Origin of the sequence: Maribellus mangrovi (assembly GCF_037646455.1) — a bacterium.
Lineage (GTDB): Bacteria > Bacteroidota > Bacteroidia > Bacteroidales > Prolixibacteraceae > Draconibacterium > Draconibacterium mangrovi_A.
Genome location: NZ_JBBIXN010000002.1, coordinates 118753 through 142964 on the forward strand (window position 1 = coordinate 118753; position 24212 = coordinate 142964).

The window sequence follows — 24212 nt, forward strand, 5'->3', positions numbered from 1 at the left end:
TTAATAAGAACTGCCGTTTGGTAGGATATAACACGAACAACTGTCTGTATTTCGATACTGCAATGCGCTTGAGTTTATGAGGGGACCTGTTTCATTTTTTTTCCTGGTTAGTTTTCTCGTTGTTTTTTGTGTACCGTTGAATGCTCAACAGGTAGGCAGGGAAAACATTGGTTTTGAATCGGGAGATTTTGATGGCTGGGTGGGATATCAGTGGAGATACAGTACTGCATCCGATGTACCTTCGAGTTTTAACACCACACCGGCTGCGGCTGTGATTCCAACGTCGCGGCGTCATGTAATTATTTCTGACAAATCGGCATACGATGCAAATACAGGCGGTGCTTTAAAAATGATTCCCGACGGTTACAATTATTCTGCCCGTTTGGGATGCGAGATATCGCGTGATGCCAGTCCACGTTGCTGGCAGCAAAGTTTGCGCTATACCATGAAGGTGGACGAATCAAATGCTTTTTTGCTGATGAAGTTTGCCTGTGTGCTACAGTACTCAACATCGCATGATAACATCAGTGAAATGGAACCGCATTTCCAGCTAACATTGTACGATAGGGATGATAATACCATTGATGACTGTTCGAATTACGATGTTTTTTCTTCAGGAAATATGGATGCCGAATTTCAGACTTATGCACCTACAGAAGCGCATACTCCTGTAAAGTGGAGGGATTGGACAACTGTTGGAGCAGATCTAAGTGCATATATCGGACAAGATATTACGATTGAGTTTTTAACGGCCGATTGCACCGGTCACTACCATTACGGATATGCCTATTTTGTTGTCGATTACATGCCTTTATACATTACAGTAGATTATTGCACCGATGATTCACATGCGACTCTGGAAGCCCCCGATGGATTTCAAACCTACCAGTGGTTGCATGATGACAAAACCACGATTGTTGGTGAGGCGCAAGATTTGTTGGTGGAAAACCCGAACGAAGGCGATCTGTATTACTGCACCATGGAATCGGAAACCGGTTGCGAGGTGAGCCTTTCGTCAACCATTGCCCGCTACGAACCTCAGGCTGGTTTCTCGTGGAATAAGATTGATTGTGAATCAAATGAGGTGGAGTTTATAAATGAATCTTCTACCAACAACGGATCGTTAAAATATTCCTGGGATTTAGAAGACACCATATTAACTCAGGAAAGCTTAATACACAAATTTGCAACATCCGGATTACACAAAGTGGGACTGATTATTTATAATCCACCTTCGGGGTGCACTGATACCATTTACAAAACTGTTGAATCCTTTTCGCCTGCATTGGTTGGATTTCATGGAGATACAACCTATTGCCCCGATTTGGAAACCGAACTTACCGCATATGGCGCATACAGTTATGAATGGAGTACGGGAGCTTTGTCGCCATCTTTATCTTTTCGTGCCCCGGAAAACAAGTACTGGTTACTTGGCTTTTCATCAGACGGCTGTATTTCAGATACCAGCTTTTTTAGTATTTCGGAAGAACCCGATTGGCATTTTGAATTGGCAGGCGACAGTAATCTTTGCACCGGAGACACCGATACACTTTCGGCATTTGGTGCAGTAGATTACGATTGGAGTACCGGTTCTTCCAATGCTAACATAAATATTAGCAGTGGCGGAACGTATAATGTTACCGGAAAGAATGCACGGGGATGTGAAAAGGAACTCAGCATTGACGTTCTGGAAGTAAAAAATCCTGAATTCGATTTTTCCGTTTCTCCTGCCACGATTAACAAGCGATATAATGTGGTGGATTGTGTTGCCAGTTCCGACAGCAATCTGATATACAACTGGAACATGGGTGATGGAACGACCTCCATTGGTTCTCAGTTTACACATAGTTACACACTTTCGTCGGAGTTAAAAGCATTTCCAGTGAATATCATGGCAAGCAATGATGCCGGTTGTTTCACAAAAAAAGCAACAGAGGTGATTGTTGAACCGTTTGTTCCGAATGTTTTTACACCCAACAACGATGGAATCAACGACCTGTTTATGCCTGGTTATGATATTGAAGTTTTCGACAGGCATGGCGTAATTTTCTATACAGGACGAGAGGGCTGGGACGGATACTATCAGGGAAAACCTGCCGATCCGGACACCTATTTTTATGTTCTGAGATACATCGATTTTGACGAAAACAGTCAGGTTAGAAAAGGTTATATTACACTGGTTCGATAAATCCGGCAAATACGATGAAAAGACGATTACTATTTTTTGCCGGAATCCTGTTAATGAGTATACAGAGTATTGCTCAAACCGAATTGGGTACAACCAGTCACTGGTACAATCGTGCTAATTACAATCCCGCATCCATCGCCCGCCCAGGTTACATCTACTTTTTCTCGAATTACAGAAAACAATGGACAGGTATAGACGGTTCGCCTACTGTTTATAATTTTCAGGCTTCAGGCTTTTCTGAGAAACAAAACTCAGCATTTGGTATTTCAGTCATCCGCGATGAGATTGGACTAACTAACGCATTTAATCCAACTATTCAGTACGCTTATCGTGTTGGGCTAAAAGAATATCTGGATCTTTCGTTTGGTCTGGCGGCGGGAGTTTACACCCGAACATTAAATGCCGCTGCATACGATCCCGAAGTTGTGAGTGATCCGGCATTGGATTATACCGACCAGCGTTTTACGTCGCCGGATGCCAATTTTGGAGCTGAACTCGAAGGAAAAAACTTTATTGCCGGGCTTTCAACCGCGCATCTGTTTGCACTTTGGAAACCCGATGATGAATATTTGATCACCAATCACCAATATATTTATGCCTTGTATAAAAATACCGACTCGGAGTTGTATAACCTTACAGCCGGTATACAGCTTTCAAGAAGAAACAATGTAACTATTTTTGAAGGCACCGGAATCATACGAATCAAAATGCCAACCGGATTGCAAAAAGGGCCCAGGGAACTTGTCGATTTGGGTCTGACTTATCGCTCATCCAATCAAATTACACTGATTACAGGATTAAACATCAGCCGAAATCTACGAATCGGATATACTTACGATTTCAATTTTGGAGTTGAACTAAACGGTAACAGCACACACGAATTCATTCTGGAATATCGAATACCGCTTAGCCTTACCAGGCAAACCAATTATATCTGGTACAACTAAGGCAAAAAAACGTCCTCCATAAAGAAAGGACGTCTTTTCAAAATTTATTCAATAATTTATTCCAATAGTTCGTAATCGTGCATTTCTTTCATAAAAGAAACAAAATCATCTTTTTGCTCCGAGTCCATCCATTTCATAGCACTTCTTGGGTGTTCATTCAAAGCACCCGTAATAAGGTAGGGAATATGATAACCCCAGTCGATTTTATCCTGCCATGGTTTAACATGATTTTGAATGGCGTCCAGCAATGGCAACAAACGGTATTTCGGATTTTTCAGGAAAGCAATTAGCGTTTCGGTAGGGCAGTTTCCGGCTCCACGTCCCATCCCAAGTAAAGTAGAATCGAGCATGGTTGTATCGTTCATCAGTGCTGTAATGGTATTCGACATTGCCAGTTGCATGTTGTTGTGGGCATGTATTCCTAATTCTTTTCCGGGAAGAGCAGCTTTGTACTTTTTTACCAGACGTTCAATACTTTCGCAATACAGACTTCCGAAACTATCAACTACATAAATAACAGGCACTTTCGATTTCGCCAGATCCGCCAAAGCTTCATCCAATTCCGACTCGTTTACTTTTGAAACCGCCATGAGGTTGATAGTAACTTCGTAGCCTTTATCCATGCAATGTTCGGCCAGCCACACAGCTTTATCCACCTGATGAACGTAGCAGGCAACCCGAATCATATCGAGTAAACTTTCTTCTTTGGGTGGAATATCTTCCGGAGCAATGCGGCCAATATCCGCCATTGCCGAAAGCTTTAGCTTGGTGTTGTTATCGCCAACAACCCGTCGTAAATCTTTATCTTCGCAAAATTTCCACGGGCCCACCTCGTCTCTTGAAAACGCAGATTCGCTGCTTTTATAGCCAATTTCCATGTAATCGACACCCGATTCAACACAGGCTTTATAAACAGCTTTTACAAATTCATCGCTAAACTGCCATTTGTTCATCAATCCACCATCGCGAACGGTGCAGTCCATCACTTTTATATCAGCTTTATACATAATTTTGTTATTTACTTTCAGTTCCGGTTTGTTTAATTTTGTTATTCAGTAATTCCAACTCATGTTGTATGTTTCGGTCAATCAGCACCGTGTACATTTGTTTAATTGTAATCGGATCCAGACCATTTTCCTGAGCCCATTCACCGCGCTGACGGATAACAAAATCCTTGCGTTCTGCGGCAATCACACCTTCTTCGTCGTTCTTAAAATCTACAACGGCCTCAACATACTTTAACCGTTCTGCGAGCAGGCGAACAACCTGATGATCAATTTTGTCAATCTCAATACGTAGCTCTTCGAGCGAATTACACTGATTCGGATTTTTTAGGTTCATCATAGTTGATGTTTAAATCAATTTCCCGATTTGCTGTCGCCATAAATAACGGAATATTTTTCTCAAATAAATAACAAATTGAAGCTATTGGCCTGTATTTAGATTGAATTTAAAATATTAAGCTGTCCGGACGTTACGAATGCTAAGTGCTTTGTCGGTTTGTATTTAGGAAATGAAAAGCTTCTAAAAACAAAATTTTACTCAAGTAAATTTAGCATATAACTTATGAAATACAGGGTGTTGAAAATTAGGTTAAAATAAACAGAATGAAACTCTTCGGAATATTGAAATATTAAAGGATTCATTATCTTTGCACCCAATTTTTTAGTAAGATTGAAGATTAATAAACTGTTCGCTCAATGATTTGTTGAAAGCTATGTGAAGCTGAACGATAATAAGGATTGCAGCGTCTGAAAAGTAAAAACAGAGAATGATTAAAATTACACTTCCCGATAACAGCATACGCGAATTCGAAGAGGCGGTAAATGGCTATGAAATTGCCAAATCCATTTCGAATAGTTTGGCAAAAGATGTTTTGTCGATCACTGTTGATGGCCAGGTTTGGGACCTGACCAGAAAAATTGACCACGATGCAAGCATTAAGTTGAATACGTGGGAAGACAGGGAAGGGAAAGAAACATTTTGGCATTCGTCGGCGCACTTAATGGCAGAAGCTATTGAATCGTTTTATCCGGGGACTAAGTTTGGTATCGGGCCAACTGTTGATAGCGGTTTCTACTACGATGTGGATCTGCCGGAAGACAAAGTGATTTCGGAGAAAGACTTGCAGAAGATCGAAAAAAAGATGCTCGAGCTGGCACGTCAGAAAAACGACATTGTTCGTGAAGAAATTTCGAAAGATGATGCCATGGAAATGTTCACCGAAAAACACGATGAACTCAAGCAAGAGTTGATCAGTGAACTGGAAGATGGTAGCATTACACTATACAAACAAGGGAATTTTACCGACTTGTGCCGAGGACCACACTTGCCGAATACCAGCTACATAAAAGCCATTAAACTTACCTCGATTGCCGGTGCATACTGGCGTGGCGATGAGCACAATAAAATGCTAACCCGTATTTACGGCGTTACTTTTCCGAAGCAGAAGATGCTGGAAGAGTACCTGGTGATGTTGGAAGAAGCTAAAAAACGCGATCACCGAAAAATAGGGAAAGAAATGCAACTGTTTACTTTCTCTGACTCGGTGGGGCAGGGACTTCCGTTGTGGTTACCAAAAGGTGCACAGTTGCGCGAACAACTCGAGAATTTCCTGAAAAAAGTACAGAAAAAATACGGCTACGAACAGGTGATGACTCCGCATATTGGAGACGTTAAGTTGTATAAAACTTCTGGGCATTTTCAGAAATATGGACAGGATTCCTTTCAGCCGATCAGTACACCAGCAGAAGGGGAGGAGTACCTGTTGAAGCCAATGAACTGTCCGCACCATTGCGAAATTTATAAAGCCTGGCCACGTTCATACAAAGATCTTCCGGTGCGTATGGCCGAATTTGGTACCGTTTACCGTTACGAACAAAGTGGAGAGCTTCACGGCTTAACGCGTGTTCGCAGCTTTACCCAGGACGATGCACATATTTTCTGCCGCCCGGATCAATTAAAGGATGAGTTTAAAAAAGTTATCGATATCATTTTCATCATTTTCAAAGCACTCGACTTTGAAAATTATACAGCACAAATCTCTTTGCGCGATCCGGAGAAGCCTGAAAAATACATAGGAACACCCGAAAACTGGGATAAAGCCGAGCGTGCAATTATAGAAGCTTGCGAAGAAAAAGGGCTTAATACAGTTACTGAATTGGGAGAAGCGGCCTTCTACGGACCAAAACTCGATTTCATGATAAAAGACGCATTGGGACGAAGCTGGCAGTTGGGAACTATTCAGGTAGATTACAATTTGCCCGAACGATTCGAGCTTGAATACATTGGATCAGACGATAATCGTCATCGTCCGGTAATGATTCACCGTGCACCGTTTGGATCGATGGAACGCTTTGTGGCAGTGTTGATTGAGCACACCGCCGGTAAGTTCCCATTGTGGCTGACACCAGAGCAGGCAGTCGTTTTACCAATAAGTGAAAAGTATAACGATTATGCTAAAAAAGTTTCAGATTTACTAAATAATTACGATATTCGCACCGTCGTTGACGACCGTAACGAAAAGATTGGTAGGAAGATACGCGACAACGAATTAAAAAGAGTTCCTTATTTGCTTATAGTTGGCGAAAAGGAAGCAGAATCAGAATCGGTTTCGGTGCGCCGGCAGGGTGAAGGAGATAAGGGCTCGATGAGTATTGATGAATTTGCTGAATTCATAAATAAAGAAGTAAGAGAACAATTATCAGGATTGTATAACTAACTTAAGGAGGAACGTAAAATAGCTATTAAAAGAAGAGGACCAAGAAGATTTCAACCGAGAAGGGAACAAGAACCACAACATCGGATTAACCAGAAGATCAGAGTGCCACAGGTACGTTTGGTAGGGGATAACATTGAAAATCCCGGTATTTACCCCTTGCGCGAAGCACTGCAAAAAGCTGATGAACTGGAATTGGATTTGGTAGAGATATCGCCAAAAGCCGATCCGCCGGTTTGTAAAATCATCGACTACTCGAAGTTTCTTTACCAGCAAAAAAAGAAACAAAAAGAAATGAAGGCCAAAACCACAAAAGTTGTGGTAAAAGAATTACGTTTTGGACCACAAACCGACGAGCATGATTTTCAATTTAAGTTACGCCATGCCGAGAAGTTTTTAAAGGAAGGAGCAAAAGTAAAAGCTTTTGTATTCTTTAAAGGTCGGTCGATCTTGTTTAAAGACCAGGGAGAAATTTTGTTGCTGCGATTGGCAACCGAACTGGAAGAACTTGGAAATGTTGAGCAAATGCCTAAACTGGAAGGCAAACGAATGACGATGTTTATTTCACCTAAAAAGAAATAAGGCCCGAAAGGGACTTGTTTCAGGGTGCCAACGAAGTAATTCGAAAAGCACCCGGATAAAATATAGTTCTTTGATAACATTTTAATTAGTAGGAATTATGCCAAAAATGAAAACGAATTCCGGAGCTAAAAAACGCTTTAGACTCACCGGAAGTGGTAAAATTAAAAGGAAGCACGCCTACAAAAGTCATATTCTGACTAAAAAAAGCAAAAAGCGTAAGCGTAATTTGACTTATTGGACAACTATCGATAAGACAAACGAAAGCAACGTTAAACTTTTATTGAATATGAAGTAATCGCTTAGGCGCTTACCGTGTATATTCCTTTTTAAGGTAAAACAAGTTATAAACCAGATGATTGTGCTTTTAAGTATCTCTGTCGGTTGACAGAGGGCGCCGATTATCAAAAAAGTAAAAAGTATGCCAAGAAGTGTAAATCATGTAGCATCACGTGCCCGGAGAAAGAAATTACTGAAAAAAACTAAAGGTTATTTCGGAGCGCGTAGTAACGTTTGGACAGTTGCAAAGAATACCTGGGAAAAAGGCCAGCAGTATGCTTATCGCGACAGAAGAACCAAGAAAAGAACATTCCGTGCATTGTGGATTCAGCGTATTAACGCTGCCGCGCGCCTTGAGGGAATGTCGTATTCACAATTCATGGGATTGTTAAAAAAGAACGATATCGAGATTAACCGTAAGGTACTTGCTGACTTAGCAATGAATCAGCCCGAAGCGTTCAAAGCAATCGTTGAAAAAGTAAAATAAAGACTATAGAATTTTTAGGTGAACTACATACGAAGCCCGCTGGATTTTTCCGGCGGGCTTTTTTTATGAAAAATATCCTCTCATTCATTATTTATCAGAAAAAATGTATCTTAGAACTGGCCATGGCTTGCATCATTATTATTTAGTTCAGGAAACAGTATGAACAACAAGCGGCGATCTCAATAAAACGGAGAAGAAATACTAAACCTGTAACTAAAATAATAAGTATGAAAGAAGTAAATCAAAAAAGGCTTTTTATCGCGAGTTGTCTGGCCTTGCTCGTAACCGCAATTACTTTTGCGATAAGAGCAAAAATCGAAGGCGTTTTCAGTACCGATTACGGATTGAGCAAAGAAGAAGTCGGACGGGCACTTGCCCCGGCGTTCTGGGGATTTGCAGTGGCCATGTTTGCCGGAGGTTATTTTATTGATATTGTGAAAACCAAAACCATTGTGTGGCTGGCTTTTGCAATGCATTTAATAGGAATTGTTCTGTTGTTGCTGTCGAAAGACTATACCTCGCTTTTTATTGCCAATGTTTTTATCGGGCTTGGTAACGGAAGTGTGGAGGCAGCATGTAATCCGCTGGTAGCAACGCTTTTCCCCAACAATAAGACCAAAATGCTTAATCGTTTCCATGTTTGGTTCCCGGGCGGAATCGTGATCGGCGGAGTACTGGCCTGGCTGATCATGGACCAAATAAACCTTCCGTGGCAGGCCCTGGTTGGTATTTTATTTATTCCGCTGGCTCTGTACGGTTTCTTATTCTTCGGACAGCCAATTCCTGAGACTGAGCGTGTTGCTTCGGGTGTGAGTTACAAAGAGATGATGCGAAATATCGGTGCACCCGTAACCATTACACTGGCTGTAATATTTATGATCATGGTGGCCAATATTTCATCAATTTCCGATGCTATAACTTCAAATTATGCCTATCCCATTGTAATTGTAGGCATCGTTGCCGTATTCATTCTCATTGAAGGAAAAGCAATAAATAAAATTAGTTTGCTGTTTCCGTTTGTATTTTTCTGCATGTTGCTTACCGCTTCAACTGAACTTGGAACCACACAGTGGATCAATGCTTTACTCGAAACAAACGGTATCAGTCCGATGATCATTTTGGTTGTTGTTACCGGAATTATGGCGGTTGGGCGTTATTTTGCAGGAAGTTTGGTTCACCGCTTAAATCCGCCCGGAGTTTTGCTTGGATCGGCCGTTCTTTCCACTGCAGGATTGCTATTATTAAGTGTTTCCCACGGACCTGCTGCAACTTTATTATCGGCAGCTGTATTTGCAGTAGGAGTGTGTTACTTCTGGCCAACCATGATTGGAGTGGCATCAGAATACATTCCGAAAAGCGGTGCACTGGGAATGTCTATTTTGGGTGGTGCCGGTTTTGTTGCTACTTCCATGGTTTTGCCCATTATGGGAAAGTCGATTGAAACAGCCGGTCCGCATATTACATTAAGAAATATGTCTGTTTTACCGATAATTTTAATTGTTAGTTTTATACTACTTTCCATAATCATTAACAGGAAAAACGCAGCGCAGCAATAAGACATTTGCAAGGCATGAAAAAGGGGCCTTTGCAGATTTTGTAAAGGGCTCTTTTTAATAGAAAATTGTCTAGTCCTAAATAATCTGTAACGCTTATTTAGGACTAGTCAGCTAAAGTATACTCAAGTGAAGCCTTCATATTTGTAATAAACAGTTTTTTAGATGTTTCTGATTCAGTTTATTGTTATTTTTGGATTTGTTACATCATTTTGAGCAACAATATTAAGGGTGTTTGTATGGAGATTTTTTCAAAATTTGTTCTAAAATTCAGATGGTTTATTACTGTTTTTGTAATAGTAACAACTGTTTTCTTGGGGTTGCAAATACCAAAAATTAAGATCAATTCTGATGTAGTCAGTTCGTTGCCAAACGATGATAAAGATGTGGTTTTGCTAAAAAGAATTGGCGAACAGTTTGGTGGAAACCGGCTGGGAATGGTGATTTTGGATAGTGAAGATATTTTTACGACCGAAGTACTGCAGGATGTAAAACGGATAACTGACTCCATTGCACAGATTCCAAATATTTCATCAGTAACGAGCCTGACAAATACGGTTAGCATACGTGAAACTCAGGAAGGGATTGAAATTGGCAATCTGGTTGATGAAGATATTTTGCCTGAAACTGCGCAGGAGTTGAATGCACTTCGGGAACAGGTCTTGTCCAATGAAATGTTCAGGGGAACAATCGTTTCTGATGACGGGACTGCAACTATTATCATATTTACTTTATCGGATGAAGCTGATATTCAGGAAGTGGCATATATGGTAGAGCAGAAAACACAGGGAATGAATTTACGCGAACAAATATTTTATGCTGGTTCACCAATGCTCATTACCTCCATTGCCCGCCTGATCTCGGAGGATATGGCGCTTTTATTTCCCGTTGCATTGGTGGTAATTGCATTAGTTTTATTTCTGAGTTTTCGTTCTTTCAATGGAGTATTCATGCCTTTATTGGTGAGTATTATTTCAGTTATATGGGTAATTGGTACAATGTCGTTGCTCGGATTCGAAATGTCGATGGTATCAAATAATATCCCAATAATTTTACTGGCGGTTGGCAGTGCTTATGCCATCCACGTAATCCACTGGATTGATCATATCCGGAAATTCAACCCGGAGCAGGCAATTTCTGTTGCCCTTAAAAGCGTTGTCATGCCTGTAATACTGGCTGCGCTGACTACAATGGCCGGATTCCTTTCGTTTATTTTTGGGGCTTATCTTCGAATGATCCGTGATTTTGGACTGTTTACTGCATTAGGTACTTTCTTTGCAGTGTTTTTGTCGCTGGTTTTTGTACCGGCCATTGCATCTTTTTACACCAAAATTAAAATAAAAGAAACGCCGAAGAAGATTTTTCTGAACACTCAAATACATAATTTTTTGCTGGATATTTTAAAAAAGGTACTCATCCGTTCTCCTAAACAAATTTTATGGATCTGGATTGTTCTGGTTTTAGCCGCTGTTACAGGTATTACCATGATTCAAAGAAATGTTGATATCAGGAATTATTTTAAAAAAGAAAATCCTACCCGAATTGCTGAGGATATAATGACTGAAAAGTTTGGTGGCACAAAACCGGTATTCGTTCATTTTGAAGGAGATATCCTGGATCCGACAGTGTTAAAAACCATGGTAAGGATGGAAGAGTACATGAAAAAGGACCCGAATATTATTTCAACACAGTCAGTTGCCGATCTCGTGATTGCTATAAACGGTGCTTTTGGAGAGGGCGAAAAAATTCCGGATGAAAAGGAGATTGTTGAACAACTTTGGTTTTTATTGGATGGAAATGAAAATATTCAAAAGTTTGTATCTCCGGAACTTGACGAGGCCGTTATTATTTCAAAGTTTGTTTCTTCGGATAATGAAGCGAAAGAGATATTCGCCAATTATATGCAGAAATTTATTGATGAGAATTCAGACGATGATTGCAAGATTCAGATTACCGGCATGCCTTTTATCGATGTAAAAATGGATAGAAGCCTAATAAACAGCCAGATTGGCAGCTTGCTTATTGCTATCTTTTTTGTTATTCTTATTGTTGGTATCGTACTTCGGTCACTGGTTTCAGGCATATTTGCAGCATTACCTATTATAGCTTCCATTATTATTTTATTCGGATTTATGGGTTTTACTAAAATTCCCTTAAACATAGGAACTGTGTTGGTAGCCAGTGTTGCAGTTGGTATCGGAATCGATTATTCTATTCATGTTATAACACATTTTAAAAAGGCGATTAACAATGGTGAAACTATTTCAGAGGCTGTTAACGAAACAATTGAGATCAGTGGCAGGGCAATCATTATCAATGTTTTTTCAGTTTCGGCCGGTTTCCTGGTTTTGCTTTTTTCGGAAATGGTACCTTTGGAATATTTTGGTTTGCTTGTTTCACTTAGTATGGTTGGCTCAGGATTAGGGGCAATGACTTTGCTGCCTTCTATACTGGTAATTTCAAACCGAAAAGGAAATAAAATTGTTACAAATAGGAAAAGTTCATAAGGTGATGAAGTATTTATTTGCAAGTTTGTTCCTCGTGATTTATATGCTCCCGGCCATGGCCCAGGATGATGCAAAGGCGATTTTAGAAAAAATGGATAAAGTAATGTTTTCGGCCAAAGACAGGGTCGGAACCATTACCATTACACTTGTTGATAAAAATGGAGATGAAAAGGTCCGGGAGGCAGAAATATTTCAGAAAGGCACGGATAAAAAGCTTTACCGTTACACCAAACCGGAATCGCAGGCAGGTATAGCCACTTTGTCGCTTCCCGGTGGTGTGATGTGGATGAGCATGCCGGCATTTGCTAAACCCAAAAAGATATCATTACTATCAAAAAGTCAGTCTTTTACGGGGACGGATTTTTCTTTTGAGGATATGAACATTTCTTCCTACTCGGACAACTTTACTCCCAGTATGGAAAGTGTCGGTAAAAACGATTATGTCTTGTTGCTCATTCCAAAAGATGAAAAATCGATTTATTCGAAAGTGCTTCTTAGAGTAGATAAAGCAAACGGTTACCCGATCTGGATGAAGTATTATAACAGACAGGGCAGAATGTTTAAAGACGCCAGTTATAAGTATGAAAAGGTGGGTAATTACTGGAATGCAAAAGAGGTGATTATGAAAGATCTGGAAAAGGAGCATTCAACCATCATCAATCTTTCAAGGATTAAATTCGACCAGGGACTTTCGGATGATATTTTCGATGTGGAAAATATGAAACAAGATAAATAGGACGTGTCTTGACCTGAATGCTACAAGCTGGGATAGCATGTAATTGTACTCGTAAGTTACTTATTAAAGAACCGTGGAATCAGAGCAGGCACGTTTTTTACATACTCATCGTAACCGGGTTTTCGCGAAAGATTTCTTTTTTCCATCAAAGGGATGCTGATAAACGTAAACAAAACCATCATTGATATAAAACCAATTCCTGTCCACAAACCTTCATAATTTTGAAATCTTGATGAAGACAAGACAAATAAAAACATCCCCAACCAAAAACTGATTTCCCCAAGATAATTTGGGTGTCTTGAAATGGACCATAAACCGGATTGCATGAATTTGTCATTAGAGTTGCTTTTCCTGAAGCGGATTAACTGTTCATCGGCTTTCCACTCGGTAACGATTGCTACCAGGGTAAAAATAGCAGCAAAAATATCGAGAATATTTAAAGGACTATTTTGAGGCAGGCTGTACCACAAAGGCAGGCATCCCAAATAAACAAACAAAGTTGGAACCAGATGTATACCAAGAAAACTTACCGGCCAATACATTCTTCCGGTTTTTTTTGCAATTAAAGTATAACGCCAGTCTTCGTGTTTTAAACCACACCACCCCCTAATCCAGTTCAGTGTTAACCTAAGGCTCCATAACAAAACAAGAAAGATAATTATGGCTTGCCGCAAATTATTACCATCGGAGAATCTTCCCAGTAGAAAGACCACAATTATTGGAGGGACAACACTCCAGTATGGATCGTAGATACTTGAATTTTTAAAGATCAAACTAAAAACAAAAACTACAATTGTTGCAACAATATCAGCTGTTAATACCTTAAGCATGCTGTTTTCAAAGGGGATCAGAGGGAACAAAACGTAGAGCAGGAAAAATGAAAACAGGTAAATCAAAAATACCGCAGCAAGAGAAGCAATTCGTATTTTGTCATATTTCATGGTGTGCAGTTATATGTTTCTCAATGAATTACGTTTATTTAACATTGATTTTCAATTGAAAAATAGCAATTAAAAAATAGATTGAATAAATTACATATTGAAAATTGGCATTGTATGAATGAATTTAAAATACCGCCAGTTTCAACCTTGGCAGGTTCAACACTATTCAATTATTTTAAAGTACTTCGGAAAGGTAATATTTCACCACGGTTTTACTGGAAACTGTTTTTAACTGCGCTTATCATCATCATTTCCACACCTTTCCAGTTATGGGAGTTCTATGTGTATAACAGAAGAATCAGAAAAATCAGGTTTAAGAAGCCTCCAGTTTTTATATTGGGTCACTGGAGGAGTGGAACCACACTTTTGCAAAATATGTTGTCAAAAGATCCCACGATAGGATTTGTTACAACTTACCAATCTTTGTTCCCGAATAATCTTTCGAGTAAGTGGATTTTCAAAACATTTATGAGGATAAATATTCCTGATAAAAGACCTACCGATAATGTTAAACTCGGCGTAGATTTGCCACAGGAAGACGAATTTGCTTTGTGCAATTGCCAATCCAACGCGTATTACAATTTTTTCTACTTCCCCGAAAACTATTGGGAGTTTTTTGAACGTGCAATTCTCCATAAAGGACTCAGCAATAAGGAAATAAAGACATGGTTCAAAAAATATGACAGACTCATAAAAAAAGCCCTTCTGAATACCGGCAAAGACAGAGTGGTTATTAAAAATCCGGTGAATACTGGAAGGATAGATAAGCTACTTAAGCTGTACCCCGATGCAAAATTTCTGTTTATCTATCGAAATCCGTATACTGTTTTTCTTTCAACCCAAAAGTTTTTCCGTCAACTGTTTCCGACCTTATGGTTGCACGAGACCAGCAATGAAATGATCGATGAAATGATCTTTAAGGTATATTCCGGGTTAATGGAATTGTATGAAAAACATAAATCGCTTATACCACCCGGGAATCTGATGGAAATAAGATTTGAAGAATTTGAGATAAATCCGGTAGAAGAGATCAAAAGAATTTACGATGAGTTGTTAAAAGAAGATTTCAACATGGTAGAGCCACATATCAAAAAGTACGCTAATGTTCAGAAAAGTTACAAGAAGAATCGATATAGCATGGACGCCAGAACTATTGAAGAAATCAAAAATCATTGGGGAAAATATATTGATGCATACAATTATTCCCTTCCATATGATTTCAAAACCGAAGAGGAAAAACATGATACATGAACAAACAATAAAGTTTTAGGAGGATAATGATAAAAAATGTGGCCATACTTTTATTATTGGTTCTAAATATCGAAGCCGATGCCAAATGGCATTTGAAAAAAGATAAAGATGATATCAAAGTTTACACAAGAAATGTAGACGGATCATCTTTTCTCGAGTTTAAAGCCATAATGGAAGTAAACAATGCGGATTTGAAACAAGTACTGGATGTAATTCTCGATGTAGAAAATTATGACCTCCTTTATGCCGATTGTATAAATCCTGTGCTACTTGAAAAAAGAGGAGAATATTTCGATATTCATTATATTCAAACCAAGGGACCTTTCACGGTCAGGGATCGAGACGGGATTTACAAACAGACAACAGAAGTTAACAGTGAGGGTAATTATGCAATAGTACGTTTAGAGCCTTTACCGGATTATATAGAAGAGAAAAAAAACATAGTAAGAATGCGGGAAGGAACCGGTTTTTGGGAACTGATTGAGTCAGATTCGAACACAGTTACTATTACTTATCAGTTTCACGGTGAGCCGGGAGGCAACATACCTGCAGTTCTTGCCAATCAATTTGTAGTATCGCATCCTTTTAATACAATGCGGAACCTGAAATTGCGTTTAGTAAATGATAAATAAAAAGTACTATATCTTTTAATTTGATTTGAGTTAAAGTTTTTATCCTTAAATTGTCACAAATAGTCAATAACCATTAATTTAAATATTATGAAAATTCTAAAATCTCAATTTCTATTCGCTTTGATTGCCTCTTTAGTTTTTGTTAGCGGTTGTAATGATGACGATAACGAGGAAGTATCTCCATTTGTAGGTAACTATGTAATAAGTAACGCTGCTGTTAGTGAATCTTTTACGGTAATAACTAATATAGGCGATATACCGGTAGATGTAGATACTGATATAACCCCAGCAATTCAAAATGCTTTATTAGGTTCGGTTACCTGTTCTTCTGCTGATAAATCGTGGGTTGAGTTAAGAGATGGTGGCAAGTTAGCAATGAGTTGCGAAGGAGCAAATGAGTTAGACGCCGGAACATGGGAAGAAGTATCGGATACCGAATTAAAGCTGAATATGAACAGTGCAGCAATTCCTACGTCGCCAACAGGTTATTCTCTAAGTGTTACCAATATAGCTGCAGCGGGATCGAATTTATCTGGTAACACCAGTGTTCCTTTACCTAAAGAGATGGTTGCTGCAATGATTGCACCGTTAACACTGGCCGATGGAAACCCGGATATTTTCATAGTGAAATTTTCCATACAGTTTAGTAAACAATAATCCCAAGAATATAATTAATCGAACCACCGAAACTTTTCGGTGTTTTTTTTCAAAGCTAAAAACAAAAGGTTTAGCTGCTTTATCTTTCTTTCTCCAGGTAGCCCAAAATATCTTCGTAAATCAAACTAATGTAATATAGTCCTCCAATTTGTGCACTCCCAAAACTGGTGGTGTAATAGTTATTCAGAATGTTTGATCCACCAAGTTTGAATGTAGTTTTGATAAGAGGTACTTTGTAAGAAATCTGTGCATCCAATGTAGTGAATGCGGGTATTTCACCTTTCCCAAAACTGGATTCCCATGTAAATTTACTTTGCCAGTGGACGTTAACATTAAATCCCAGGTTTGGAAGAATAGCAAAATGTCCTAATGAAATATTCGTTCGGTATTCGGGTGTATTGAAACGTGACTCAACCCCCGGGATTTCAATACCTTCGATCAATTTATTTTTGGCAACATTCCCCCTGATAAGGATACCTATTTGCGTCATATAGTCAAGTCCGACAGCCCAGCCGTAAGAAGAAACCGGTTCATCTGTTGTGAAAAACGTATTGTATAACAAATCGTTCTCCGTTCCTGCATCCTCAGCCAGTTGTGCCAGCAACCAAGAAGCTTCAAAACCTTTGTATTTATTGTAGTAAATATAGGTGTCCAAAAAGAGCTTTTTCCCGAGGAATAAACCTTTGTAACCGATCTCGGTGGAAGTTACCTTTTCAGGTCTCAATCCGGGAAGCGTAATTGGCCCGTTTTCGGTAACCGGTTTATCTGTTATTGGATTACGCCCTGACATTGGGTATAATGGAATAGTGTTAAAGTTGTATTTTTCCTGTACCTGCGGCATGCCGCCTACTGTTCTGAAAACCCCTGTGTAAAGGTCTACCCACTGGTCTGAAATAGAAGGAAAGCGATAAGCTGTTTGGTAAGTTCCCCTGAAACTGTGTTCTTTTTTATCATCTAGAAACAGAATGACCGAAAAACGCGGGGTATACTGAGCTTCGAAATTTTCATTTTTGTCGTACCTGAAAGTTCCGGTCAACCTTAAATAATCATTCAGAAGATTTTTATTGATCTGAATAAATGTGCCAAATTCATTGATAATTATTGGATCTCCGGGTTCATCGGCAAATATAGTTCCGTTACTATTCACTACATACCAGCGGTGCGACATCCCGACCTGCATCTCCATGAATTGGATGATGTCGGTAAAATCGTACATTCCTTCCACCTGAAAGATTTTACTTTGATCGAATACCTGTCCACCACCTTCATTTAACGGAGTACTGGTTATTTTCTCGAAAAGTGAATTGAATTCGGGTGAACTGCTTTCAGGTATTGCAGGCTTCGAGTTATCAAATATTTTTCCGGTTACCGGGTCACGGTTATCAGCTACCAGCCGGGCGAATTTATGGGCCTCATTCATGTTTCCACCAACAAGCGTCGTTTGTGTGTAGGCTGCAAGGTAGTCTTGGAACCAGGTTTCAGAAGGCTTCCATCCTTCGTTCATCAATAATGCTGTACCACCAATGTCATATGACGATCCCGCATTATCACTTACACTCCAGGCCCGTACATAATAATTCGGATTATTAATTTCGATTTTACCCGATAAAATATAAAATTCCCGCGCGGCAAACCTGTTTTGTGCGGTATAAACGCTGGTTCCCTGTGCATAATTAGCCTGAATAATCGATTCTGTTCTTTCGGTAATAAAATAATGCAATGAACCTCCAATTCGCAGATTTTTCGTTTTATCTTCAGCCAGATCCTTTTCAAGCCAACCTGTTCGGGTTACCAACTGGTCGGGGAAATAGGGGATTGCCCTGTTGTACAATTCGTCGTATTCGGGCGTGCCCGATTGAATCCCTTGCGATTCAGCTATTCCATTAATCACTTGTGGCCCAACATCTTTTAGGTTCAGAGAAACGAGGGTTTCATCGCCATAGACATTTACCCCGTCGTATCCCGGATTTGTTAGCCGGTTCAGACCGGGGTTATTCAAATCAGAACGGTCTCGAACATCCGATGCCTGCCAGTCGGTAGCGTTCAGAATAGAGCCGGTCACCTTGACCGCCATTCGGTTACTAAATGCTTTTGCATACCGTATATTTACATCGTACATCGGAGTTGGGTGATCCAGCGTGCTTTCAGCAATATTCATAATTCCTGACTGCAGCGAAACGGATAAACCCTGATACAAAAATGGGCCCTTGCTTTTCATAACCAACGTACCGTTTACACCACCCGGCCCATAAAGCGCGGAGGAAGCACCTACTACCATTTCAACACTTTCCACATCAATTGGAGAAAGTCCGAAAATATTTCCGGCTGAGAAACTTAACCCGGGCGCAACGTTTTCCATACCATCAATGATCTGGTTCATGCGGTAATTGGTGTAATCATTAAATCCTCGGGTATTGGGCAAACGAAAAGTAAGGCCGTGCACATTCATATCAACGCCTTTCAACTGGTAAAGCCCGTCGTAAAAATTGGCCGCCGAAACCTGTTTTAAATCCCTGGCATTCATCTTTTCCACGCTTACCGGCGCCTGTAAAATACTTTCTTCGATTCTGCTGGAGGAAACAACCACTTCCTGTCCCAGCAAATATTGTTCTTTAAGTTTTATGTCAAGAAAAGTATCCACATCACTTACATAAACTTCCTGGGTTTCAAATCCCATGTAAGAAATATCAATATAGAAAGGAGGTTTTAGCTTTGTTGTAAGGTCAAAATCTCCGTCGCTGCCTGTGATGGTGCCATAAACATTGTCTTTGACAACTACGTGAACCCCAATCAGGGATTCTTCCGATTTGATGTCCGATACATGTCCTTTGATTGTATAATTTTCCTGGGCTGAAATTGATGCTGAGGACAAAATGAGGGAAGAGAAAAATAAAAGGACATTTCTAATTTTCATAGTCACTCGAATGAAATATTTACCAATATATAAAATATATGATAAAGATAGTTTTTAGAATCTTGCAATATTCTGATTTGTAAATACACATAGGAGTAAATTACGGGAGCATTCAATTAGCCTTTGACTGTTTCCCGAAAAAGTGTAGATTTAGATATCTTAAAATATAATCAATGCTAAAAGTTGCTGTTACCGGGGCAAGCGGGCATATCGGAAATTGTCTTGTTCGTGAACTGATAAAAAAGGATGCTGAGGTGAAAGTTCTTGTTCACAAGTCTGAATACGAGTTAGCCGATCCGGGAATTGAAGTGTTTTACGGAGATATTCTGGATCCCGAATCACTTGAATCGTTTTGTAAGGGTGTTGATGTAGTTTATCATTGTGCCGCTCTGATATCAATTGATAACCGGCGCCGAAGGTTGGTATTTGAAACCAATGTTACTGGGACCAAGAATATGCTTGAAGCCGCCATAAAAGCGGGGGTTAAGAAATTCGTCCACTTCAGCAGTATCGATGCTTTTCAGATTGACAAGACAGGTGAAGTTATTACCGAAGAAAGTCCACTTACGGAGGAGAAGGATTCTATCTATAATTTTTCCAAAGCAAAGGCGGAGGGATTAGTGATGGAGGCAGTATTGAAAGGATTGAATGCCGTAATTTTGAGTCCGACAGCAGTGCTTGGCCCATACGATTCCAGAGGATCATACCTTGGTCAGGCACTTATAAAACTTTACAAAAACAAATTTCCGGCGCTGATTCCGGGTGGTTATAACTGGGTTGATGTTCGGGATGTTGTAGATGCTGCAATTCAATCAGTTGATTCTGGTAGAAGTGGAGAGAGGTATATTCTTTCAGGTCATTTTTGTACGATAAAAGATTTGTCTGTTTTAATTGGAAAGATGTCGGGAAATAAGCCTCCGCGATTCGTGGTTTCTGATTATATCGTCCGACTGATTTGCCCGTTTTATCAGCTTTATTACCTGGTGACCAATGCAAAGCCAATGTTTACCTGCCTGTCGTTAAAATTACTGCTAAGCGCACCTTCCAACATTTCGTGTGAGAAAGCCCGCGATGAACTCGGATATAATTCGCGGGAACTGGAAGAATCGCTTCGGGATACTTTTGAATGGTATAAACAAAACGATTACATAAATTAAAATGATTTTGCACGAAAAATTTAACCTGTTTTGTTGGTTGTGGATTGGTATTGGACTGGTAATATTTCCTGTACTCCTAAAAGTTAAACAACCATATGGCAGACATGCAACAAAAGGGTGGGGGCCTGTTATTCGTAATCGGGCCGGCTGGTTTTTAATGGAATTACCGGCCTTACTTGTTTTTGGCTATTTTGTAAGTTTTTCTGATTTTAAAAATCAAACTGTAGCTGCGGCTGTTGTATTGTGGGCGATACACTATATTCACCGATCAATTATATTTCCATTCAGATTAAAAACCAAAGGGAAAATGATGCCTTTGGTAATTGTCTTTTCCGCCATTTTGTTTAACACCATTAATGGATTCTTCAATGGTTATTGGTTGGCTTATTTTGTTCCGGATGGAACTGACAAGGTTATTTTAAACGCACGTTTAATTATTGGTGGAATCGTATTTTTGTCCGGTTTTCTTATCAATCAGTACCACGACTGGCTGCTTATTCAGCTTCGAAAGGATAATACTGCAGGCTATCGGATACCACACGGGGGATTTTTTAAACTGATTTCGTGTCCAAATTATCTGGGTGAAATAATTACCTGGACAGGATTTTTAATTGTGACCTCAAGTTTACCCGCGTTCGCATTTTTGATCTGGACTTTAGTAAACCTGGTTCCCCGTGCATTGGACCATCATCAATGGTATCAAAAGCATTTCCCGGATTATCCTTCAAAAAGAAAGGCTTTGGTACCATATCTGTTATAATTCATTGGGATTTTAAAAGTAGAAATGTTCTTTTAGATATGAGATGTCAAATTTAAAATAAGCTCCTTAAAAAAGGCTGTAAAAAAACAAAAACCCTTCACATTTGTGAAAGGTTATTGGTTTTGTCGGGATGACAGGATTTGAACCTGCGACCCCTTCGTCCCGAACGAAGTACGCTACCGGACTGCGCTACATCCCGAGGTGATTACAATTAACGCACAATGTCGTTTTTAATAATCGTTCACAAAAATAATGAAATTTTACTTTGTACAATAGGGAATCCTAAAGCAATTACACGATAAAACCCAATATTTTTCACACATATATAAATTAACATAATACAAATTATAAGACAAAGATGTTTATATCATATTTTGGAATTCCTGGCATAATACGTTCCCGAATTTTCGGGATTTGCATAAAATCAGATATTTGGCGGGTACCGGCAAATATCGGCTCGGATTTTATGTAAAAGTTAGCACTGACTTTCCTGGCAAATGTTTTTCCTATAATTCACTATGTATGCGCTCGAGTTTCGTTTGTCTTTGCTTATTACTGCTCAGGTAAAATAAACATGCAAATCCACGCCTTTAAATTTCCTTATCCTGATTATCTGTGCGAAAAAATATTTTTAAGCGATTCTCAGCGCATTAAAATTGAAATAAAAAAAGCCGGTTAAAACCGGCTTCATATTTTATTCGTCTTCGTCTACTTCATCAATGACTCTGATTTTCTCCTTTAGCAATTCGATTTTTTGCTTGGTCATTTCTATTTTCTTCTGAACGTCTTTAATGAGCGATTCAGCATTTTTCGATTCCGCAAAGAAACCAATATTGTTATCCAGCAATACCAGGTCGTTTTCAAGTTGCTTCATCTTATTCATGTATTTATCTCGTTCAAAGCGCATTTTATTTTGTCCCCGTGAAGTTTCAGAATACGACGACATTTTTGTTCTGAATTTTAGCAAATTACGTTGTTCGTCATCAATTTTCAAATTATCATATAATTTATTGATGCTTTCCTTGAATTCGCTTAAAATCTCGTCTTTCTTTTTGAACGGAACATGACCAATTTCGGCCCAGCGACGCTGGAATTCCTTGAGTTTCTCCAAATTGGCTTCTACATCTTTAGAAGACTTGAAGTTCTTAATTTCTTTTATTAATTCTTCTTTTAATTTCAGGTTATCTTCGTGCTCGCTATCCATTTCCGAGAAATGTTCCGACTTCTTATCAAAGAAATAATCGCAAGCTGTGCGGAATCGCTTCCATATACTTTCGGATTGTTTCCGTGGCACAGGACCAATTTCTTTCCACTTTTTTTGAATCTGAATGAGATCTTGTGTAGTTTTTTTCCAATCGGTGCTGTCTTTCAGGTCTTCAGCTTGCATACAAAGATCTATCTTTAGCTGCAAATTATTCTGCTGCTCTTCTTTGTTTTTAGCATAGAACGCCCGTTTTGCATCGAAAAATTTATCGCAGGCCGAACGAAAACGGTCATAAATTTTATTGTTGTCTTTTCGTGGAGCAAAACCAATGGTGCGCCAAACTTTCTGCAACTGAATGAGCTCTTTCGATGTTTTGTCCCATTCTTTGTGCGAGTCTATTGCATCAATGTCAATGGCTTCAACCTTTTCACATAAGGCAGTTTTCGCTTCCAGGTTTTTCTTTTGTTCCAGTTTGCGGTCTTCGAAAAAGGCCTGGTGCTTTTTATTAATCGTTGTGGTAGCGGCTTTGAAACGCTCCCATAAATCATCCTTCTGTTCGCGCGGAACCGGACCTATCTCACGCCATTGCTCGTGATATTTCTGCAGCGTATTAAATGCCCGGATAATTGATGAATCGAGCAACAATTCTTCGGCTTTTTCGCAGAGTTTTATCTTGGCTTCCAGGTTCTTTTTCAGATCGAGATCGCGCAGTTCGCGGTTGATCTTTATGTAATCGTAAAAATTTTCGACATTGAAGTGGTACGTATCCCATAACATCTTCATTTTCGACTGCGGTACCAGTCCGATTTCACGCCACTCCTGTTGCAGTGCACGAAATTCATTAAAGGTTTTATTAATTGACTCTTCATTATTAATTAAGCCTTTAATTTTTTCGATAACCTCGTATTTCTTTTTGAGGTTTTCTTCTTTTTCCTGGTCCAGTTTTTTGTTGTATTCAATACGGATTTGCCTGTATTTCTTGAGTAAATCTTTTATATCGTTTTCATACGGATCCTCTTCAGCTTTAAAATCCTCTTCTGCCCCACCCCCATCAATAAATTCCTTTTTGGCGGCTTCGGCATTTTCCTTTATATTTCTGTAAAATGCAGCTTTTATGGCCTCTATATCGCTCTTAATATCACGATCATCGCTTTCTTCCAGAACATCACGCATGGTGTTAACAAGCTCGATTTGCGTGGATTTGGTGTAATCCGGCTTTTCCGGCTTTTTCTCTTTCTGCGCTTCAACTTTAGGCTGCTTCTCCGCTTTCTTGTCTTCTTTTTTCTCCGCCGAATCCTCTTTTTCTGAAGTCTCCTTAATCACCGGTTTTGACTCAGGAACCGTATCTATAGGAACCTTTTCTTCGGTATCTTTTTCTTCTTTATCAGTTTTTTCCTCCTCTTTGGCAGCCGGTACTTCTTTTTCTGAAGTCTCCTCAATCACCGGTTTTGACTCAGGAACTGTATCAATAGGAACTTTTTCTTCGGTATCTTTTTCGTCCTTCTCAGTTTTTTCCTCCTCTTTGGCAGCCGGTACTTCTTTTTCTGAAGTCTCCTCAATCACCGGTTTTGACTCAGGAACTGTATCAATAGGAACTTTTTCTTCGGTATCTTTTTCTTCTTTATCAGTTTTTTCCTCTTCTTTGGCAGCCGGTACTTCTTTTTCTGAAGTCTCTTCAATCACCGGAACTGATTCAGGAACC

19 protein-coding genes and 1 tRNA gene are annotated in these 24212 nt (G+C 39.4%); 14 read left to right on the plus strand and 6 right to left on the minus strand.

All coding sequences use genetic code 11. From position 1 onward, the window contains the following. The first annotated feature begins 76 nt into the window (after positions 1-76). Together WFY05_RS08520 and WFY05_RS08525 are read left to right on the plus strand one after the other, a co-directional pair. On the plus strand, positions 77-2188 hold the full coding sequence (locus WFY05_RS08520; protein ID WP_340112380.1) for a PKD domain-containing protein: 2112 nt from the start codon (positions 77-79) through the stop codon (positions 2186-2188). A gap of 14 nt (positions 2189-2202) precedes the next feature. Next, on the plus strand, positions 2203-3135 hold the full coding sequence (locus tag WFY05_RS08525) for a PorP/SprF family type IX secretion system membrane protein (RefSeq protein WP_340112381.1): 933 nt from the start codon (positions 2203-2205) through the stop codon (positions 3133-3135). A gap of 56 nt (positions 3136-3191) precedes the next feature. Here WFY05_RS08525 and WFY05_RS08530 read toward each other — a convergent pair whose 3' ends face one another. Together WFY05_RS08530 and WFY05_RS08535 are read right to left on the minus strand one after the other, a co-directional pair. Continuing rightward, positions 3192-4142: an aldolase catalytic domain-containing protein gene (locus tag WFY05_RS08530; RefSeq protein ID WP_340112382.1), complete on the minus strand. Its 951-nt coding sequence runs from the start codon at positions 4140-4142 to the stop codon at positions 3192-3194. A gap of 7 nt (positions 4143-4149) precedes the next feature. Beyond that, positions 4150-4479: a chorismate mutase gene (locus WFY05_RS08535; protein ID WP_340112383.1), complete on the minus strand. Its 330-nt coding sequence runs from the start codon at positions 4477-4479 to the stop codon at positions 4150-4152. A 427-nt stretch (positions 4480-4906) separates the two neighbouring features. Here WFY05_RS08535 and thrS point away from each other — a divergent pair, with 427 nt between their 5' ends. The 7 genes from thrS to WFY05_RS08570 all read left to right on the plus strand — a co-directional run bounded on the left by thrS (position 4907) and on the right by WFY05_RS08570 (position 12994). After that, positions 4907-6856 (plus strand): threonine--tRNA ligase, encoded by a 1950-nt coding sequence (thrS, locus tag WFY05_RS08540; RefSeq protein ID WP_340112384.1) that lies wholly within the window; start codon positions 4907-4909, stop codon positions 6854-6856. A gap of 24 nt (positions 6857-6880) precedes the next feature. Beyond that, entirely contained in the window at positions 6881-7435 is a 555-nt protein-coding gene (gene infC, locus WFY05_RS08545; protein WP_340113277.1) for a translation initiation factor IF-3, read from the plus strand. A 106-nt stretch (positions 7436-7541) separates the two neighbouring features. Further along, positions 7542-7730, plus strand: a complete 189-nt coding sequence (gene rpmI, locus WFY05_RS08550; RefSeq protein ID WP_437127407.1) for a 50S ribosomal protein L35 — start codon at positions 7542-7544, stop codon at positions 7728-7730. Positions 7731-7853: 123 nt separating this feature from the next. Next, positions 7854-8198, plus strand: coding sequence for a 50S ribosomal protein L20 (gene rplT, locus WFY05_RS08555; RefSeq protein WP_340112386.1), 345 nt, complete (start codon positions 7854-7856; stop codon positions 8196-8198). A gap of 227 nt (positions 8199-8425) precedes the next feature. Next, positions 8426-9754 (plus strand): MFS transporter, encoded by a 1329-nt coding sequence (locus tag WFY05_RS08560; protein ID WP_340112387.1) that lies wholly within the window; start codon positions 8426-8428, stop codon positions 9752-9754. A 236-nt stretch (positions 9755-9990) separates the two neighbouring features. Next, complete coding sequence (locus tag WFY05_RS08565; RefSeq protein ID WP_340112388.1) at positions 9991-12258, plus strand: efflux RND transporter permease subunit; 2268 nt, start codon at positions 9991-9993, stop codon at positions 12256-12258. A gap of 4 nt (positions 12259-12262) precedes the next feature. Then, positions 12263-12994: an outer membrane lipoprotein-sorting protein gene (locus WFY05_RS08570; protein ID WP_340112389.1), complete on the plus strand. Its 732-nt coding sequence runs from the start codon at positions 12263-12265 to the stop codon at positions 12992-12994. 56 nt (positions 12995-13050) lie between these two features. On the opposite strand, the gene WFY05_RS08575 is transcribed toward WFY05_RS08570, so the two are convergent. Continuing rightward, positions 13051-13935 (minus strand): DUF1295 domain-containing protein, encoded by an 885-nt coding sequence (locus WFY05_RS08575; RefSeq protein ID WP_340112390.1) that lies wholly within the window; start codon positions 13933-13935, stop codon positions 13051-13053. Between the two features lie 114 nt (positions 13936-14049). Between WFY05_RS08575 and WFY05_RS08580 the strand changes: the two genes are divergently transcribed. From WFY05_RS08580 to WFY05_RS08590, 3 genes are all read left to right on the plus strand, one after another. Further along, positions 14050-15186, plus strand: a complete 1137-nt coding sequence (locus tag WFY05_RS08580) for a sulfotransferase family protein (RefSeq protein WP_340112391.1) — start codon at positions 14050-14052, stop codon at positions 15184-15186. Positions 15187-15224: 38 nt separating this feature from the next. Next, a complete protein-coding gene (locus tag WFY05_RS08585; RefSeq protein ID WP_340112392.1) occupies positions 15225-15818 on the plus strand; it encodes an SRPBCC family protein in 594 nt (197 codons plus the stop codon). Between the two features lie 87 nt (positions 15819-15905). Beyond that, positions 15906-16475, plus strand: coding sequence for a hypothetical protein (locus WFY05_RS08590; RefSeq protein ID WP_340112393.1), 570 nt, complete (start codon positions 15906-15908; stop codon positions 16473-16475). A gap of 79 nt (positions 16476-16554) precedes the next feature. On the opposite strand, the gene WFY05_RS08595 is transcribed toward WFY05_RS08590, so the two are convergent. Beyond that, positions 16555-19389 carry a carboxypeptidase-like regulatory domain-containing protein gene (locus tag WFY05_RS08595; RefSeq protein WP_340112394.1) on the minus strand — a complete coding sequence of 945 codons (2835 nt, stop codon included), beginning with the start codon at positions 19387-19389 and terminating at the stop codon, positions 16555-16557. A gap of 173 nt (positions 19390-19562) precedes the next feature. Here WFY05_RS08595 and WFY05_RS08600 point away from each other — a divergent pair, with 173 nt between their 5' ends. Continuing rightward, the gene (locus tag WFY05_RS08600) at positions 19563-20546 is read left to right on the plus strand and encodes an NAD-dependent epimerase/dehydratase family protein (RefSeq protein WP_340112395.1); all 984 of its coding nucleotides are present in this window, start codon (positions 19563-19565) and stop codon (positions 20544-20546) included. A 7-nt stretch (positions 20547-20553) separates the two neighbouring features. Continuing rightward, positions 20554-21306, plus strand: coding sequence for a DUF1295 domain-containing protein (locus tag WFY05_RS08605; RefSeq protein WP_340112396.1), 753 nt, complete (start codon positions 20554-20556; stop codon positions 21304-21306). A gap of 125 nt (positions 21307-21431) precedes the next feature. Here WFY05_RS08605 and WFY05_RS08610 read toward each other — a convergent pair. Beyond that, positions 21432-21505 (minus strand) — tRNA-Pro (locus tag WFY05_RS08610). Positions 21506-22000: 495 nt separating this feature from the next. Beyond that, the coding region (locus WFY05_RS08615) for a DUF349 domain-containing protein (protein ID WP_340112397.1) at positions 22001-24212 on the minus strand (2212 nt) is incomplete at its 5' end.

Excerpts from the sequence above, each read along its gene's own strand:
- WFY05_RS08520 (WP_340112380.1), top strand. The coding sequence starts at position 77 with ATGAGGGGACCTGTTTCATTTTTTTTCCTGGTTAGTTTTCTCGTTGTT.
- WFY05_RS08525 (WP_340112381.1), top strand. The coding sequence starts at position 2,203 with ATGAAAAGACGATTACTATTTTTTGCCGGAATCCTGTTAATGAGTATA.
- WFY05_RS08530 (WP_340112382.1), bottom strand. The coding sequence starts at position 4,142 with ATGTATAAAGCTGATATAAAAGTGATGGACTGCACCGTTCGCGATGGT.
- WFY05_RS08535 (WP_340112383.1), bottom strand. The coding sequence starts at position 4,479 with ATGATGAACCTAAAAAATCCGAATCAGTGTAATTCGCTCGAAGAGCTA.
- thrS (WP_340112384.1), top strand. The coding sequence starts at position 4,907 with ATGATTAAAATTACACTTCCCGATAACAGCATACGCGAATTCGAAGAG.
- rpmI (WP_437127407.1), top strand. The coding sequence starts at position 7,542 with ATGAAAACGAATTCCGGAGCTAAAAAACGCTTTAGACTCACCGGAAGT.
- rplT (WP_340112386.1), top strand. The coding sequence starts at position 7,854 with ATGCCAAGAAGTGTAAATCATGTAGCATCACGTGCCCGGAGAAAGAAA.
- WFY05_RS08560 (WP_340112387.1), top strand. The coding sequence starts at position 8,426 with ATGAAAGAAGTAAATCAAAAAAGGCTTTTTATCGCGAGTTGTCTGGCC.
- WFY05_RS08565 (WP_340112388.1), top strand. The coding sequence starts at position 9,991 with ATGGAGATTTTTTCAAAATTTGTTCTAAAATTCAGATGGTTTATTACT.
- WFY05_RS08570 (WP_340112389.1), top strand. The coding sequence starts at position 12,263 with ATGAAGTATTTATTTGCAAGTTTGTTCCTCGTGATTTATATGCTCCCG.
- WFY05_RS08575 (WP_340112390.1), bottom strand. The coding sequence starts at position 13,935 with ATGAAATATGACAAAATACGAATTGCTTCTCTTGCTGCGGTATTTTTG.
- WFY05_RS08580 (WP_340112391.1), top strand. The coding sequence starts at position 14,050 with ATGAATGAATTTAAAATACCGCCAGTTTCAACCTTGGCAGGTTCAACA.
- WFY05_RS08590 (WP_340112393.1), top strand. The coding sequence starts at position 15,906 with ATGAAAATTCTAAAATCTCAATTTCTATTCGCTTTGATTGCCTCTTTA.
- WFY05_RS08595 (WP_340112394.1), bottom strand. The coding sequence starts at position 19,389 with ATGAAAATTAGAAATGTCCTTTTATTTTTCTCTTCCCTCATTTTGTCC.
- WFY05_RS08600 (WP_340112395.1), top strand. The coding sequence starts at position 19,563 with ATGCTAAAAGTTGCTGTTACCGGGGCAAGCGGGCATATCGGAAATTGT.